The organism is Arthrobacter paludis (assembly GCF_056782315.1).
Map to the genome: position 1 here is coordinate 39,753 of NZ_JBXAEW010000004.1, position 14,556 is coordinate 54,308.

The 14,556-nt window shown below is 73.0% G+C and carries 11 protein-coding genes; 7 read left to right on the forward strand and 4 right to left on the reverse strand.

From position 1 onward, the window contains the following. Positions 1-21 precede the first annotated feature (21 nt). From benA to AC1Q5D_RS04405, 6 genes are all read left to right on the forward strand, one after another. Positions 22-1,437, forward strand: coding sequence for a benzoate 1,2-dioxygenase large subunit (gene benA / locus AC1Q5D_RS04380; protein WP_481737348.1), 1,416 nt, complete (start codon positions 22-24; stop codon positions 1,435-1,437). Between the two features lie 59 nt (positions 1,438-1,496). Beyond that, positions 1,497-2,036, forward strand: coding sequence for a benzoate 1,2-dioxygenase small subunit (gene benB / locus AC1Q5D_RS04385; protein WP_481737349.1), 540 nt, complete (start codon positions 1,497-1,499; stop codon positions 2,034-2,036). Positions 2,037-2,057: 21 nt separating this feature from the next. Then, entirely contained in the window at positions 2,058-3,113 is a 1,056-nt protein-coding gene (benC, locus tag AC1Q5D_RS04390) for a benzoate 1,2-dioxygenase electron transfer component BenC (RefSeq protein WP_481737350.1), read from the forward strand. After that, positions 3,110-3,940, forward strand: a complete 831-nt coding sequence (locus tag AC1Q5D_RS04395) for a 1,6-dihydroxycyclohexa-2,4-diene-1-carboxylate dehydrogenase (protein ID WP_481737351.1) — start codon at positions 3,110-3,112, stop codon at positions 3,938-3,940. The genes benC and AC1Q5D_RS04395 overlap by 4 nt, the downstream gene beginning before the upstream one ends. 257 nt (positions 3,941-4,197) lie before the next feature. Then, entirely contained in the window at positions 4,198-5,580 is a 1,383-nt protein-coding gene (locus AC1Q5D_RS04400) for an MFS transporter (protein ID WP_481737352.1), read from the forward strand. A gap of 165 nt (positions 5,581-5,745) precedes the next feature. Beyond that, positions 5,746-8,532, forward strand: coding sequence for a helix-turn-helix transcriptional regulator (locus AC1Q5D_RS04405; protein WP_481737353.1), 2,787 nt, complete (start codon positions 5,746-5,748; stop codon positions 8,530-8,532). Here AC1Q5D_RS04405 and AC1Q5D_RS04410 read toward each other — a convergent pair whose 3' ends face one another. Further along, positions 8,533-9,261: a DsbA family oxidoreductase gene (locus AC1Q5D_RS04410; protein WP_481737354.1), complete on the reverse strand. Its 729-nt coding sequence runs from the start codon at positions 9,259-9,261 to the stop codon at positions 8,533-8,535. Between the two features lie 56 nt (positions 9,262-9,317). After that, positions 9,318-10,505 (reverse strand): MFS transporter, encoded by a 1,188-nt coding sequence (locus AC1Q5D_RS04415; RefSeq protein ID WP_481737355.1) that lies wholly within the window; start codon positions 10,503-10,505, stop codon positions 9,318-9,320. 87 nt (positions 10,506-10,592) lie between these two features. On the opposite strand from AC1Q5D_RS04415, the gene AC1Q5D_RS04420 reads away from it, so the two are divergent. Then, the gene (locus tag AC1Q5D_RS04420) at positions 10,593-11,246 is read left to right on the forward strand and encodes a YoaK family protein (RefSeq protein ID WP_481737356.1); all 654 of its coding nucleotides are present in this window, start codon (positions 10,593-10,595) and stop codon (positions 11,244-11,246) included. 219 nt (positions 11,247-11,465) lie between these two features. Here the strand turns inward: AC1Q5D_RS04420 and aceB are convergent, their stop codons facing one another. Both aceB and aceA read right to left on the reverse strand, forming a co-directional pair. Beyond that, on the reverse strand, positions 11,466-13,097 hold the full coding sequence (gene aceB / locus AC1Q5D_RS04425) for a malate synthase A (protein WP_481737357.1): 1,632 nt from the start codon (positions 13,095-13,097) through the stop codon (positions 11,466-11,468). Between the two features lie 76 nt (positions 13,098-13,173). Then, positions 13,174-14,475 carry an isocitrate lyase gene (aceA, locus tag AC1Q5D_RS04430; RefSeq protein WP_481737358.1) on the reverse strand — a complete coding sequence of 434 codons (1,302 nt, stop codon included), beginning with the start codon at positions 14,473-14,475 and terminating at the stop codon, positions 13,174-13,176. Between the last annotated feature and the right edge of the window lie 81 nt (positions 14,476-14,556).

The following is a 14,556-nucleotide window of genomic DNA, read 5'->3' on the forward strand; positions in this document are numbered from 1 at the left end:
TACGCCCAATGGAGGAACACCATGACCGAGACCCTGGAGAACGTCAGCCGGCGCCTTGAGGACGCCGTCGTCGAGGACGCCGCGAACGGCGTGCACCGCACCAAGCGGGAGATCTTCACCGACGAGGAGATCTTCGAGCTGGAGATGAAGCACATCTTCGAGGGCAACTGGGTCTACCTGGCCCACGAGTCGCAGATCCCGAACGTGGGCGACTACTTCACCACGTACATCGGCCGCACGCCGGTCGTCATCTCCCGCTCCAAGGACGGCGAGCTGAACTGCCTCGTCAACGCGTGCAGCCACCGCGGAGCGATGCTGTGCCGGCGCAAGACGGACAACCGCAAGAACTTCACCTGCCCGTTCCACGGCTGGACGTTCAGCAACACGGGCAAGCTGCTCAAGGTCAAGGACTCGCGCGACGGCGGCTACCCGGAGCAGTTCAACAAGGACGGCTCGCACGACCTGACCAAGGTCGCCCGGTTCGAGAACTACCGCGGCTTCCTGTTCGGCTCCCTCAAGGCCGACGTCAAGCCGCTCGAGGAGCACCTCGGCGACTCCGCGAAGATCATCGACATGGTCGTCGACCAGTCCCCGGAGGGCCTGGAGATCCTGCGCGGCTCCTCCACCTACACCTACGACGGCAACTGGAAGGTCCAGGCGGAGAACGGTGCCGACGGCTACCACGTCTCCGCGACCCACTGGAACTACGCGGCCACGACCGCCCGGCGCAGCGTCGGCGAGTCCAAGAACGAGACCAAGGCGATGGACGCCGGCACCTGGGGCAAGCAGGGCGGCGGCTACTACTCGTTCGACCACGGCCACCTGCTGCTGTGGATGTGGTGGGGCAACCCGCAGGACCGCCCGAACTACGACAAGCTCGAGGAGTGGACCGAGCAGTTCGGCGCGGAGCGCGCCAAGTTCATGGTCGGCGCCTCCCGCAACCTGTGCCTGTACCCGAACGTGTACCTGATGGACCAGTTCTCGTCGCAGATCCGCCACTTCCGTCCGATCTCCGTCGACAAGACCGAGGTGACGATCTACTGCATCGCCCCGAAGGGCGAGTCGGCCGAGTCCCGCGCCAACCGGATCCGCCAGTACGAGGACTTCTTCAACGCGACCGGCATGGCGACCCCGGACGACCTGGAGGAGTTCCGCTCCTGCCAGAAGACCTACCTCGCCAAGACGGCGCCCTGGAACGACATGTCCCGCGGCGTGACGCACCAGCTCAACGGGCCGGACGAGACGGCCAAGGGCCTGGGCCTGAACCCGCTCTCGAGCGGCGCCAAGACCGAGGACGAGGGCCTCTACCCGATCCAGCACAGCTACTGGGCCGAGACGATGCGCAACGCCGTCGCCGCCGAGGAGCGCGAGGCCGCCGAGCGGGCCGCCAACCCGGCCGCCGCCGCCGCGCCGTCGTCCTCCCCCTGCGGCCACTAGGCCCGCGCCGGAACACCCTCCTGGCCGGACCGCCGGCCCCGCACACCGAAGGACCCAACATGACCGACATCGCTGCCGCACCGCAGACCGACGCGGAGGCCGCCGAGCGCGCCGTCGAGCTCGAGCGCATCCGCCAGTTCCTCTACCGCGAGGCCCGCTTCCTGGACGACCGGGAGTTCGAGCGCTGGGTGGACTGCTACCACGAGGACGCCGAGTTCTGGATGCCCGCCTGGGACGACAACGGCGAGACCACCGGGGACCCGCAGTCCGAGATCTCCCTGATCTACTACCCGAACCGCGGCGGCCTCGAGGACCGCGTCTTCCGCATCCGCACGGACCGCTCCAGCGCCACGAGCCTGCCGGAGCCGCGCACGGGACACAACATCACCAACGTCGAGATCGTCGAGCACCGCGGCGACCAGGTGGACATCCGCTTCAACTGGTTCACGCTCTACTTCCGCTACGACAACGTCGACACCTACTTCGGCACGTCGTTCTACACGCTGGACCTCTCCGGATCGCAGCCGCTGATCCTCAAGAAGAAGGTCGTGCTCAAGAACGACTACATCCACCACGTCGTGGACATCTACCACATCTAGAACGAAGCCAAGGAGAACACCATGGGACATAAGGTCGCCCTGAGCTTCGAGGACGGGATCACCCGTTTTATCGACGTCCTGCCCCACGAGACGGTGGCGGATGCGTCCTACAAGGCGCGCATCAACATCCCCCTGGACTGCCGCGACGGTGCCTGCGGCACCTGCAAGTCCTTCTGCGAGTCCGGCAAGTACGACGGCGGCGAGTACATCGACGAGGCCCTCACCGACGACGAGGCCGACGCCGGCTACTGCCTGCCCTGCCAGATGCGTCCGGAGTCGGACCTGGTCCTGCAGATCCCCGGCACCTCCGAGATGGCCAAGACGAGCATCCAGGAGTTCAAGGCCACGATCGAGAAGCTGCACTGGTACGCCGACAACACGGCGGGCATCACGCTCTCCGTGGAGAACCGCGAGCAGCTGCACTTCCTGCCGGGCCAGTACATGAACATCAAGGTCCCGGGCACCGACGAGGAGCGCAGCTACTCGTTCAGCAGCGGCCCGGAGGAGGAGGAGCTGCGGTTCCTCGTCCGCACGGCCCCCGACGGCGTCATGACCACGTACCTCAAGGAGCGCGCCGCCGTCGGCGACCAGCTGACGCTGGAGGGCCCGGTCGGCAGCTTCTTCCTGCGCGACGTCAAGCGCCCGGTCCTGCTCCTCGCGGGCGGCACCGGCGTCGCCCCGCAGCTGTCCATGCTGGAGAAGCTGGCGACGTCCGGCGAGCAGCCCGGCTTCCCGATCCACATGGCCTACGGCGTGACGTTCGACCACGACCTGGTCGAGACCGAGGCGCTCGAGGCGTACACGAAGTCGATCAACGGCTTCACGTTCGACTCGATCGTCGCGGACCAGGAGTCCGCGGCGCCGAAGAAGGGCTACGTCACGCAGCACCTGCTGCCGGAGCACCTGAACGACGGCGACGTCGACGTCTACCTCTGCGGCCCGCCCGCCATGGTCGACGCCGTCCGCAAGTACTGGGCGGAGTCCGGCGTCGAGCCGGCCAACTTCTACTACGAGCGCTTCGCCGTCGGCGTCAGCCACGAGCACGGGCTGCACGCCACCGCCGAGGCCGGGGCGTGAGCACCGCGCGCCCCGCGGCGGCCCCGGCCGCCGCGGACGCGGGCTTCCACCCGGGCCGCTTCGCCGGCAAGGCCGTCGTCGTGACGGGCGCGGCCCAGGGCATCGGCGAGGCCGTCGCCCGGCGCATCGCGGCCGAGTCCGGCGCCGTCGTCCTGGTGGACCGCGCGGAGCTCGTCCACGAGACGGCCGCGTCGATCCGCGCGGCCGGCGGCGAGGCCGTCGCGGCCACCGCCGACCTGGAGACGTACGCGGGCGCGGAGGCGGCCGTGGCCGCCGCCGTCGAGGCCCACGGCCGCGTGGACGTGCTCGTGAACAACGTCGGCGGGACCATCTGGGCCAAGCCGTACGAGCACTACGCGCCCGAGGAGATCGAGAAGGAGATCACCCGGTCGCTCTTCCCGACGCTGTGGACGTGCCGGGCCGCCCTGCCGGGCATGATCGAGCGCGGCTCCGGGACGATCGTCAACGTCTCCTCCGTCGCCACGCGCGGGGTCAACCGCGTCCCGTACGCGGCGGCCAAGGGCGGGGTCCGGGCCATCACGGCCTCCCTCGCCCTGGAGGCGGCCCCGCACGGGATCCGCGTCGTCGCCACCGCCCCGGGCGGGACGGAGGCGCCGGAGCGCCGCGTCAAGCGCGGCCCCTCCCCGCAGGACGAGCGCGAGCGCGCCTGGTACCAGCAGATCGTGGACCAGACCGTCGACTCGTCCCTGATGAAGCGATACGGCACGCTCGACGAGCAGGCCGCCGCGATCACCTTCCTGGCCTCCGACGAGGCCTCCTACATCACGGGCACCGTGCTGCCCGTGGCCGGCGGGGACTTGGGCTAGACCCGCCACCGCCGCCCGGGACCCGCGGTCCCGGGCGGCGGCCGCCCCGGCCGGCCACGTTCCGGCCGGCCGGGCGCACCGCCCGCGCCCCACCCGTGCCGGTGCCCGGCCCGCCGCGCCATCCCGCGCGTCCGGCCCCGCCGGTGCCCATGCTCCACCCGCGCCACCCCGCGCGTCCGGCCCAGCCGGGTCTTCGCTCCACCCGCGCCACCCCCGCGCGGCCTCCCGGAATGCCCTTCCCTGACGATGGAGTCATCATGTCCCTCACTGCCCCCGCGGCCACGCCGCAGCAGCTCAAGACCGTCCGCTGGGTGGTGGCCATCGCGGCCATGGCCCTGATCTTCGACGGCTACGACCTCGTGGTCTACGGCACCGTCGTGTCCACGCTGCTGCGGGACCCCTCGCAGCTCGGCGCCCTCGACCCCGCCCAGGCCGGCGCCCTCGGCAGCTACGCCCTGATGGGCGTGCTCGTCGGCGCGCTGACCACCGGCGCCATCGGCGACTACCTGGGCCGGCGGCGCACCATGATCGCCGGGATCGTCTGGTTCTCGGTCGGCATGGGCCTGACCGCCATGACCACCTCGGTCGCGGCCTTCGGCGTGTGCCGGTTCATCACGGGCATCGGCGTGGGTGCGCTCGTCGCGACGGCCGGCGCCGTCGTCGCCGAGTTCGCCCCGCGCAAGTCCCGGAACCTGTACAACGCGATCGTCTACTCCGGCGTTCCGGCCGGCGGCGTGCTGGCCTCCCTGCTGGCCATCGTGCTGCTCGAGGGCGTCGGCTGGCGCGGGCTCTTCTGGATCGGCGCCCTGCCGCTCGTGTTCCTGCTGCCGCTGGCCCTGGCCTTCCTCCCGGAGTCCCCGCAGTGGCTGCTCGCCCGCGGCAAGGTCCAGCAGGCGCAGGCGATCGCGACGCGCACCGGGATCGTCCTCGACGTGCCCGTCCCCGCCGGGGCGGGGGAGACGACGGCGGCGCCCGCGGCGTCCGGCGGCGATGCCGCGTCCCGCCGCGTCGGGTTCGCCGCGCTGGCCACCCGCCGCTACGCCCTGCCGACCCTGCTCCTGGGCCTCATGAGCTTCTCCGGCCTGCTGCTCACGTACGGGCTGAACACCTGGCTGCCGGAGATCATGGGCCAGTTCGGCTACGGCAAGGACTTCGCGCTGCTGTTCCTGCTCGTGCTCAACGCCGGGGCCATCGTCGGCGGGGTCGCGGCCTCCATGTCCGCGGACCGGTTCGGCGCGCAGCGCGTCGTCGTCGCCACGTTCCTGCTCGCGACCGTCGCGATGGTCCTGCTGACCCTCGGCCTGCCGTTCGGGGTCCTCCTGGCGCTCATGGCCGCCGCCGGCATCGGCACGATCGGCACGCAGGTCCTGGTGTACGGCCTGGTCTCCAACTACTACTCCAGCAACGCGCGCGGCGCCGGCGTCGCCTGGTGTGCCGGGTTCGGCCGGCTCGGCGGCATCGCCGGGCCGCTGGTCGGCGGGTTCCTCCTGTCGGCCGGCGTCCCGAGCACGACGGCGTTCTACGTCTTCGCCGCCGTCGCCGTCGCCGGGGCCGTGGTGACCACGCTGGTGCCGCGCCGCGGCGAGTCCACCGAACCGGTGCGCGCGGCCCGGCCGGAGCCGGTGGCCGCCGCCAAGTAGCGCGGCCGCTCCCGTCCCCGGGACCCGGACCACGGGTCCCGGGGACGCGCGCGTCCGCGGCGCGGACGTGGTCCGCCCCACACGCCCCGCGTACGATGGAACGCCGGGAGCCCGCGGGGCCTCCGGCCGCCACCGCCGACGGGAGAAGCCCCGACAGGAGAACCAGTGCCCACGTCCCACCTGCCGCCACCGCCGCTCGGGCGGAGCGGGGAGCTGGCCGCCCTCGACGCCCTCTGGGACGGGGCCGCCTCCGACGCGACGCGCATCGCGGTGGTCTCCGGGCCTGCGGGGGCGGGCAAGACCCACCTCGTCGAGGCGTGGCTGCAGCGGCGGATGGCGGCCGGGCCGCGCCCGCCCCGGGTCCTGCGCGCCGCGGGCTGCGCGTGGGAGACGGGGGTCGACGGCGGCGTCCTCGACCAGCTGCTCCCCCCGGAGGCCGAAGCGGCCGGGGCCGGGGGCCGCGCCGCCGACACGGCGGCCCCCACTGCGGGTCCGGCGGCCCCCCGGGCCGACGGCGGACCCCGCCTGCTCGCCGCACTCGCCGGGCAGTCCCGCGTGCCGACCATCCTCGTCGTGGACAACCTGCAGTGGGCCGACGAGGCCTCCCTGCGGTCGCTGGCCTACGCGCTGCGGCGCGTCGCGGGGCGGCGCGGGCTCGCCGTCCTGGCCGTCAGGGACGCCGAGGAACACCGGCTGCCGGCGCCGTTCCTGGATCTGATGCGCTCCCACCTGGCCGCCACGGTGGAGGTGGGCGTGCTGCCGGCCGGGGTGTTGGCGGAGCTGGCCAGGGACGCCGGCGTGGACCTGCCCGGACCCGCGGCGCACCGGATCGCCGCCTACTGCGGCGGCAACCCCCGCCACGTGCTCGACCTGCTCGCCGAGAACCCGCCGGCGCTGTGGCGGCAGTGGCACCGCGAGCTTCCGGCGCCGCTGGCCCTGGCACGGGAGGTCGGTGCCGCGCTGGAGCGCCTGGACGCGGGCACGCGGGCCCTCGTCGAGTCCGCCGCCGTGCTCGGGACGGCCTCCAGCGTCTTCGAGGCCGCGAGCCTGGCCGGCCTGGCGGATCCGCTGCCCGCCGTCGCGGACGCCCGGCACGCGGGGCTGCTGCGGATCGCCGGAGAAGTCGGCAGCCGGCAGCTCCTGTTCCCCAGCGACGTGCACCGGGCCGCCGCCTATGCGGCCACCCCGCTGGTCCGCAGGATCGCGCTGCACGACGCGGCCGGGCGGGTCGTGCGCGACGAGGGCCGGGCCCTGGCCCACCGGGCCGCGGCGTGCCTGCTGCCCGACTCCGGGCTGGCCGGGGAGCTCGAGGACTTCGCCCGCCGGCAGGCGGATTCCGGAGCCTGGTCGAGCGCTGCGGACGCCCTGGTCACGGCCGGGAAGCTGACGCCCGGCGGGCGCCGCCACGAGTCGCTGCTGCTCGAGGCCGTCGACGCGCTCGTCGGGGCCGGCGAGGTGCCGCGTGCGGCGGCCTACGAGGACGAGATCGGGAACCTGCCCGCCACGCCGCAGCGCGACGCCGTCCTGGGCTACCTGTCGATCCTGCAGGGCCGGCAGCGGCAGGCGGAGGCGCGGCTGGCCGCGGGGTGGGCGCAGGCCCTCGAGTCGGGGGACCGGGCGGCCCAGGCCCAGGTGGCGCAGCGGCGCGTGCTCCACGCCCTCGCGCGCTGGGACGGGCCGGACCTCGTGGAGTGGTCGGTGCGCTCCGCCGCGGCCGCCGAGCCCGGCAGCCCCGCCGAACGCGAGTCGCTGGCGATCCGCGGCCTCGGCGTCGCCGCCATGGGCCGGGCCCGCGAGGCCGAGATCGGCTACGACGCGATGCTGCGGGTCGACGGCCTGCGGGTGGCCCAGGTGCAGCGGCTGCGCATGGCCCGCGGCTGGCTCCTGCTGGCCACGGATCGGCCCGACGCGGCCCGCGACGACCTGGCGAGCGCGGTGTCCACCGCCTTCAGCGCCGGGTCCTACCGGATCTCCCTGTGGGCCAGCGCGTGGCTGGCCCGCGCGCAGTTCGAGCTCGGGGCGTGGGACGACGCGCTCCAGACCGTCGAGCGGGGACTCGAACTGCAGCGGGAGACCGGCGCCGAGCTGCTGCGTCCGCTGCTGCACTGGACGGCGGCCCAGATCCTGGGCCTGCGCGGGGAGTGGGGCGCCGCGGACGGGCACGTGGCCGAGGGCCGCGCCGACTCGGGCGACTACCCGATGATGCAGCTGGCCCACCGGATGGCGGCCGCCCACGTGGCGGAGGCGAAGACCGACTACGCCGGGGTGCTCGAGGCCCTCGGCCCGGTGGCCGCCTGGGACGGCGCCCGCGGGCTGGACGAGCCCGGCTTCTGGCCCTGGCAGGACACGTACGCCAACGCCCTGGCCATGTCGGACCGGACCCGCGAGGCCGAGGAGTTCGTCGCCGGGCACGTCGAGCGCGCCCGGGCCCGCGGCCACCGGTCGATGCAGGCGCGGCTCGCCTACGTGCAGGGCCGGATCGCGGCCAACGACGGCGACCCGGACGCGGCCCGCGCGCACTTCGAACGGGGACTGGACCACCTGCGCGGCCTCGCGCTGCCCTACGAGCGGGCCCGGGTCGACTACGCCTACGGGCAGACGCTGCGCCGCGCCGGGAAGCGCCGCGAGTCGACCGGGCCGCTGAACCGGGCCCGCGAGGCGTTCGCGGCACTGACCGCCGACGCCTACGTGCAGCGGTGCGACCGCGAACTGCAGGCGGCCGGGGTCAGCGCGCCCCGCCGCGACGCCCTCGACTTCTCGACGCTCACGGCGCAGGAGGCCGCCGTCGCCCGCCTGGTCGCCGCCGGCGCCACGAACAAGCGGGCCGCGGAGGAGCTGTTCGTCAGCGTCAAGACGGTCCAGTACCACCTGACCCGCACCTACGCGAAGCTCGGGGTCGCCTCGCGCTCCGAGCTGGCCGCGCTGTACCGCGAGGAGGAGGCCGGGGAGTAGCTAGTTGCAGCCCTCCGGGCCGCACGCGGGCCCGTCCTGGCCCGGCGCCGCGTCGGGCGCGACCATGGTCAGGGGCGCGAGCTCGGAGTGGGCCTTCGTCAGGGCCTCCGCGAAGAGCTCCGCCGGCTGGGCCCCGGAGACCCCGTACTTCATGTTCAGGACGAAGAACGGCACGCCCGTGACGCCGAGGGCGCGGGCCTGGGCGATGTCGGCCTGGACGGCGTCCGCGTAGTCGTCCCCGGCCAGGACGCGCTCGGTCTCGGCCGCGGGCAGCCCGGCGGCGGCGGCGAGCCCGCGCAGGGCGTCCGGGTCACCGATGTCGATGCCGCGCTCGAAGTGCGCCGAGAGCAGCGCGTCCTTCAGGGCGGGGCCCGCGCCGTGCTCCTTGGCCAGGTGCAGCAGGCGGTGCGCCGTGAACGAGTTGGCCACCCGCAGGGAATCGAAGTCGTACTCCAGGCCCTCGCCGGCGGCCTGCTCCGTCACGTGCGCCAGCATCTGCTCGACCTGCCCGGCCGGCAGGCCCTTCATCTGCGCCAGGTACTCCTTCTCCGTGCCGTCGTACCGCTCCGGCAGGACCGGGTCCAGCTGGTAGCTGTGGTAGACCACGTCGACCTGATCCTTGAACGGCAGGGAGTCGAGGGCCTTCTCGAAGCGGCGCTTGCCGATGTAGCACCAGGGGCAGGCGATGTCGGACCAGATGTCCACGGTCAGGCGGGAAGAGTCAGTCATGGACGTTTCAACGATTGCCCGGGGCGCGGCATTCCCGGGCGCCGCCGTCGTCCCCGTCAGCAGCGCCGGGGGCGCCCGTGCACCGCGCGGTACACGGCGACGGTGCCGAGCGTGGCGGCCCCGAGCACGGCGTACATCCCGCCGAACCCGGTCAGCGGGACGAGCGCACCGAGCAGGACCGGTCCCAGGCCGGTGCCGACGTCGAGCATGAGGTAGTACGTGGACACCGCCGTCGCCATGCGCCCCTCCGGGGCCTGCGCGACGGCGATGGCCTGCGCGCACGGCATGATGATCCCGAAGCCCAGCCCGCACAGGACGGCGCTGGCGGCCGCGACGGCGGCGGTCGGCGGCAGGGACAGCAGCGCCAGCCCGCCCGCGAACATCACGATCGCCGGGTACATGACGACGTTGTCGCCGCGCCGGTCCTGGATCCGGCCGGCGACCAGCCGGGAGACCATGACGACGGCGGCGTAGACCGCGAAGAACAGGGCCGCGGAGCCCGGCGTCCCGTTCTGGAGCGAGTACGTGGACAGGAACGCGAGGACGCCCGAGTAGGCGGCGCCCGTCAGCAGCGCGATCGTGGCGATGGGCAGCGTGCGCCGCTCCACCATGGAGCCGGGGTGCAGCCAGCGGACCTCCCGGAGCCGCGGGCGCTGGGCGGCGGGGGTCTCCGGCGGGCGCAGGAACGCCGCCACGGCCAACCCGGCGAGGGAGCTCGCGGTGCAGAACCAGAAGATCCCGGCGTAGTCGCCCCGGGCCGCCAGCACCGCCGCGACGAACGGCCCCACCGCCGTGGAGACGCTGGTCGAGAGGCTGAAGTACCCGGTGCCCTCGCCGCGCCGGGCCGGCGGGATGACGGCCTGGACGGTCGCGGTCACGGCCGTGTTCCCCGCCCCGAACGCCACGCCGTGCAGCAGGCGCACGGCCAGGAGCATGCCCAGGGAGTCGCTGGGGATGTAGAGGAAGGAGAACAGCGTGAACGCGGCGAAGGAGACCAGCAGCGTGCGCCGCAGGCCGAGCGCCCCGACCAGCTGCCCGGCGAACATGCGGGCGACCAGCGCGCCGACGATGTAGGAGCTCGAGGCGAACCCCGCCGCGGCGTCGCCGGCCCCGAACCGCTCCACGGCGTACAGCGCCATGGACGTCATGAGCAGGTAGAACACCATCGACATGAACAGGTTCGCGCCGGTGGCGAGCACGAAGTCCCGGCCCCACAGGCCGCCGGACCGCACCCGCGGGCTCATCTGGCTCCCTTCCGCGCCGGGGCGGTCCCGGCACACCGGTCCATTATGCGCGGGAGTAGAATGCCCGGCGGAAAGAAGGGGGTGCCGTTGGCTGGTTCTCTGGGGTGGCGCACGCTCGGCCACGCGGGCGGGATCTCCGCCGTCGCCGGGTTCGTCGACGGCGTCGCCTACCTCCACCTCGGCGGGTACTTCGTGTCCTTCATGAGCGGCAACTCGACGCGCGCCGGCGCCGACCTGGCCCGGGGGAACGCCCTGGGCTGGGCGCTGGCCATGGGCCTGGTCCTCTTCTTCGTCCTCGGGTCGCTCGCCGCGAGCCTCGTGGGCCGGCGCGCCCTCCGCCCGCGCCCGGCCGTGCTCGCCGTCTCGCTCGCGCTGCTCGCCCTCGCCGCGCTCGCCGGGACCGTTCCCCCGGCCGCCGCCGTCGGCCCGCCCCTGGTCGCCGCGGCCATGGGCGCGGTGAACTCGACCTACACGCGCAACGGCGAGGTCAGCGTCGGCCTCACGTACATGACCGGGACCCTCGTGAAGATCGGACAGCACCTCGCCGCAGCGCTCACGGGCGGGCCCCGCTGGCACTGGGTGAAGTTCGCGGTGCTGTGGGCCATGATCGCGGCGGGGTCCACCGCCGGCGGCTTCGCGTACCTGGCCCTCGGGCTGCCGGCCCTGTGGGTCGCCGTCGCGGGCCTCGCCGCGCTGGCCGCCGCGGCGGCCGCGCGCTACCGCGAGCCCCACGCGCACTGACCCGGCGTCCGGGCCCGCGCGGGCGCGCCCGCCCGGGCGGCGGCGCCGGGACGCCGGAACGGCCGGTCCCCCCGGCTGCGTCAGGGGGACCGGCCGTGGCCGGAAGGGGGTCCCCGGCGGCCGGACGGATCGGCTGCCGGGGACCCGGGGACGGAGCGCCGCGGCCCGCCGGGGCGGGGATACCAGTACCAGCCGGTGGCGGCACCGCGGCGTCCGGGGTCAGGCGGTCTGGTACTCCTTCGCCTCGCAGAGGTACCGGGTGTAGGCCGGCACGGTCAGCCACGTCGGGAACTCGTCCCGCAGCGCGCACTCGGCGAACACCTGGCGGGCGTCGTCGAAGCGGTCGCCCTCGAAGCGCTCGAACCGGGAGAACTCCTCCTCCATGAGCTCCTCGACCCACTCGCGGGTGATGACCTCGCCCTCGTCGGTGACGGCCTGGATGTTGATCCACTGCCACACCTGGGAGCGGGAGATCTCCGCGGTCGCCGCGTCCTCCATGAGGTTGCGCAGGGCGACGGCGCCGTTGCCGCGCAGCCAGGACTCGAGGTAGCGGATCCCGATCACCACGTTGGTGCGCAGGCCGCCCTCGGTGATCAGGCCGGTGGTGCCGGCGATGTCCAGCAGCGCCTTGTCGTCGGGGACGACGTCCCCGCGGGTGCGGTCGAGCTGGTTGGGGCGCTCGCCGAGGACGCCGTCGAACACCGTCCGCGCCACGGGGACCAGGTCCGGGTGGGCCACCCACGAGCCGTCGAAGCCGTCGTTGGCCTCGCGGGTCTTGTCCGCGGTGACCTTCTCGAACGCGACGGCGTTGACGGCCTCGTCGCGCCGGTTCGGGATGAACGCGCTCATGCCGCCGATCGCCATCGCCCCGCGGCGGTGGCAGGCGCGGACCAGCTGCTCGGTGTAGGCCCGCATGAACGGCGCCGTCATGGTCACCATGTCCCGGTCCGGCAGCACGAACCGCGGCCCGCGGGTGCGGAAGTTCTTGATGACGGAGAAGATGTAGTCCCAGCGCCCGGCGTTCAGGCCGGACGCGTGCTCGCGCAGCTCGTAGAGGATCTCCTCCATCTCGAACGCCGCCGTGATGGTCTCGATCAGCACGGTCGCGCGGATGGTCCCCTGCGGGATGCCGAGCAGGTCCTGGGCCATGATGAAGACGTCGTTCCAGAGGCGGGCCTCCTGGTGGGACTCGATCTTCGGCAGGTAGAAGTACGGGCCGCGGCCGGCGGAGATCAGCCGGTGCGCGTTATGGAAGAAGTACAGCCCGAAGTCGACCAGGGCCCCGGACATCGGCTGGCCCTTGATGAGCAGGTGCTTCTCCGGCAGGTGCCAGCCGCGGGGACGGACCACGATGGTCGGCAGGTCCGTCAGCGTCTGCCCGGTCAGCCGGTACTCCTTGCCCTCGGGCGTCGTGAAGTCGATCGTCCGGTCGAGGACGGCCCGCAGGTTCAGCTGCCCGGCGATGGTGTTGTGCCACGTCGGCGTGGAGGAGTCCTCGAGGTCGGCGAGCCAGACCTTCGCCCCGGAGTTCAGGGCGTTAACGGCCATCTTCCGGTCCGTGGGCCCGGTGATCTCGACCCGGCGGTCCTCCAGGCCGGGGGCGACCGGCGCGACGCGCCAGTCCTCGTCCTCGCGGATGTGGCGCGTGGACTCGAGGAAGTGCGGGTCCCAGCCTCCGGCGATGCGGTTCCGGCGCGTGCGGCGGGCCCGCATGAGCTCCTGCCGGCGGCCCTCGAAGGACCGGTGGAGCCGGGCCAGGAAGTCGAGCGCCTGCGGGGTGAGGACCTCCTCCTGCCGGCGGACCGGCGAGGCGATCAGGGTGATGCCGTTCAGGGTGATGGGGTCGTTCACTGGACTTCTCCTTAGGACACAAAGCGTGGGGTGGGGGACGGCGGCGGGGCGGCCCCGCCGTCGTCCCCCGAAGGGGTTAGTGGAACTGGCCTTCCTCGGTGGATCCCACCAGGGCCAGGGTGGAGGCGTTCGGGTTGAGCGCCGTGGAGATCGCGTCGAAGTAGCCGGTGCCCACTTCGCGCTGGTGCTTGGTGGCGGTGTAGCCGTCGGCCTCGGCGGCGAACTCGCGCTCCTGCAGCTCGACGTAGGCGGCCATCTGCCGCTCGTTGTAGCCCTTGGCGAGGTCGAACATCGAGTGGTTCAGGGCGTGGAAGCCGGCCAGGGTGATGAACTGGAAGGTGAAGCCCATGGCGCCGAGCTCGCGCTGGAACTTGGCGATCGTGGCGTCGTCCAGGTGCTTCTTCCAGTTGAAGGACGGCGAGCAGTTGTAGGAGAGCATCTGGTCCGGGAACTCGGACTTGACGGCCTCCGCGAACTGCTTGGCCAGCTCCAGGTCGGGGGTGCCCGTCTCCATCCAGATGAGGTCGGAGTACGGCGCGTAGGCCTTGGCGCGGGCGATGCAGGGCTCGATGCCGTTGCGGACCTTGTAGAAGCCCTCCGCGGTGCGCTCGCCGGTGATGAATTCGCGGTCGCGCTCGTCGACGTCGGAGGTGATGAGGGTGGCGGCCTCGGCGTCGGTGCGGGCGATGATGACGCTCGGGGTGCCGGCGACGTCGGCGGCCAGGCGGGCGGCGTTCAGCGTGCGGATGTGCTGCTGGGTCGGGATGAGGACCTTGCCGCCCAGGTGGCCGCACTTCTTCTCCGAGGCCAGCTGGTCCTCCCAGTGCACGCCCGAGGCGCCCGCGGCGATCATGGACTTCATCAGCTCGTACGCGTTGAGCGGTCCGCCGAAGCCGGCCTCCGCGTCGGCGACGATCGGGACCAGCCAGTCCTCGACGGTGCGGATGCCCTCGGAGAACTCGATCTGGTCGGCGCGCAGCAGCGCGTTGTTGATGCGGCGGACGACCTGCGGGACCGAGTTGGCCGGGTAGAGCGACTGGTCCGGGTAGGTGTGGCCCGAGAGGTTCGCGTCGGCGGCGACCTGCCAGCCGGAGAGGTAGATGGCGCGGAGGCCGGCCTTGACCTGCTGCACGGCCTGGTTGCCGGTCAGGGCGCCCAGCGCGTTGGTGAACGAGCCGGTCTGCGCCTCGGTGGTCAGCTGCTCCCACAGCTTCTCGGAGCCGCGCTTCGCCAGCGTGTGCTCCTCCTGGACGCGGCCCTGGAGCTTGACGACGTCCTCGGGCTGGTAGTCGCGCTCGATGCCGGCCCAGCGCGGGTTCGTGTCCCAGTCCTCGCGCAGCGAGGCGGTGCGGGCTTCGGGGGTCTGGTTCTCGGTCACTGGTGCTCCTCCTGGCTGCCGCGGATCCTCTGCTCGATCCGTGTTCTTCTTCGTGGGAACCACTTTTCTCGAGTTCCAACC

Bases quoted from the DNA above. Each gene is read 5' to 3' on its own strand.
- benA (WP_481737348.1), top strand. From the start codon at position 22: ATGACCGAGACCCTGGAGAACGTCAGCCGGCGCCTTGAGGACGCCGTC.
- benB (WP_481737349.1), top strand. From the start codon at position 1,497: ATGACCGACATCGCTGCCGCACCGCAGACCGACGCGGAGGCCGCCGAG.
- benC (WP_481737350.1), top strand. From the start codon at position 2,058: ATGGGACATAAGGTCGCCCTGAGCTTCGAGGACGGGATCACCCGTTTT.
- AC1Q5D_RS04400 (WP_481737352.1), top strand. From the start codon at position 4,198: ATGTCCCTCACTGCCCCCGCGGCCACGCCGCAGCAGCTCAAGACCGTC.
- AC1Q5D_RS04410 (WP_481737354.1), bottom strand. From the start codon at position 9,261: ATGACTGACTCTTCCCGCCTGACCGTGGACATCTGGTCCGACATCGCC.
- AC1Q5D_RS04415 (WP_481737355.1), bottom strand. From the start codon at position 10,505: ATGAGCCCGCGGGTGCGGTCCGGCGGCCTGTGGGGCCGGGACTTCGTG.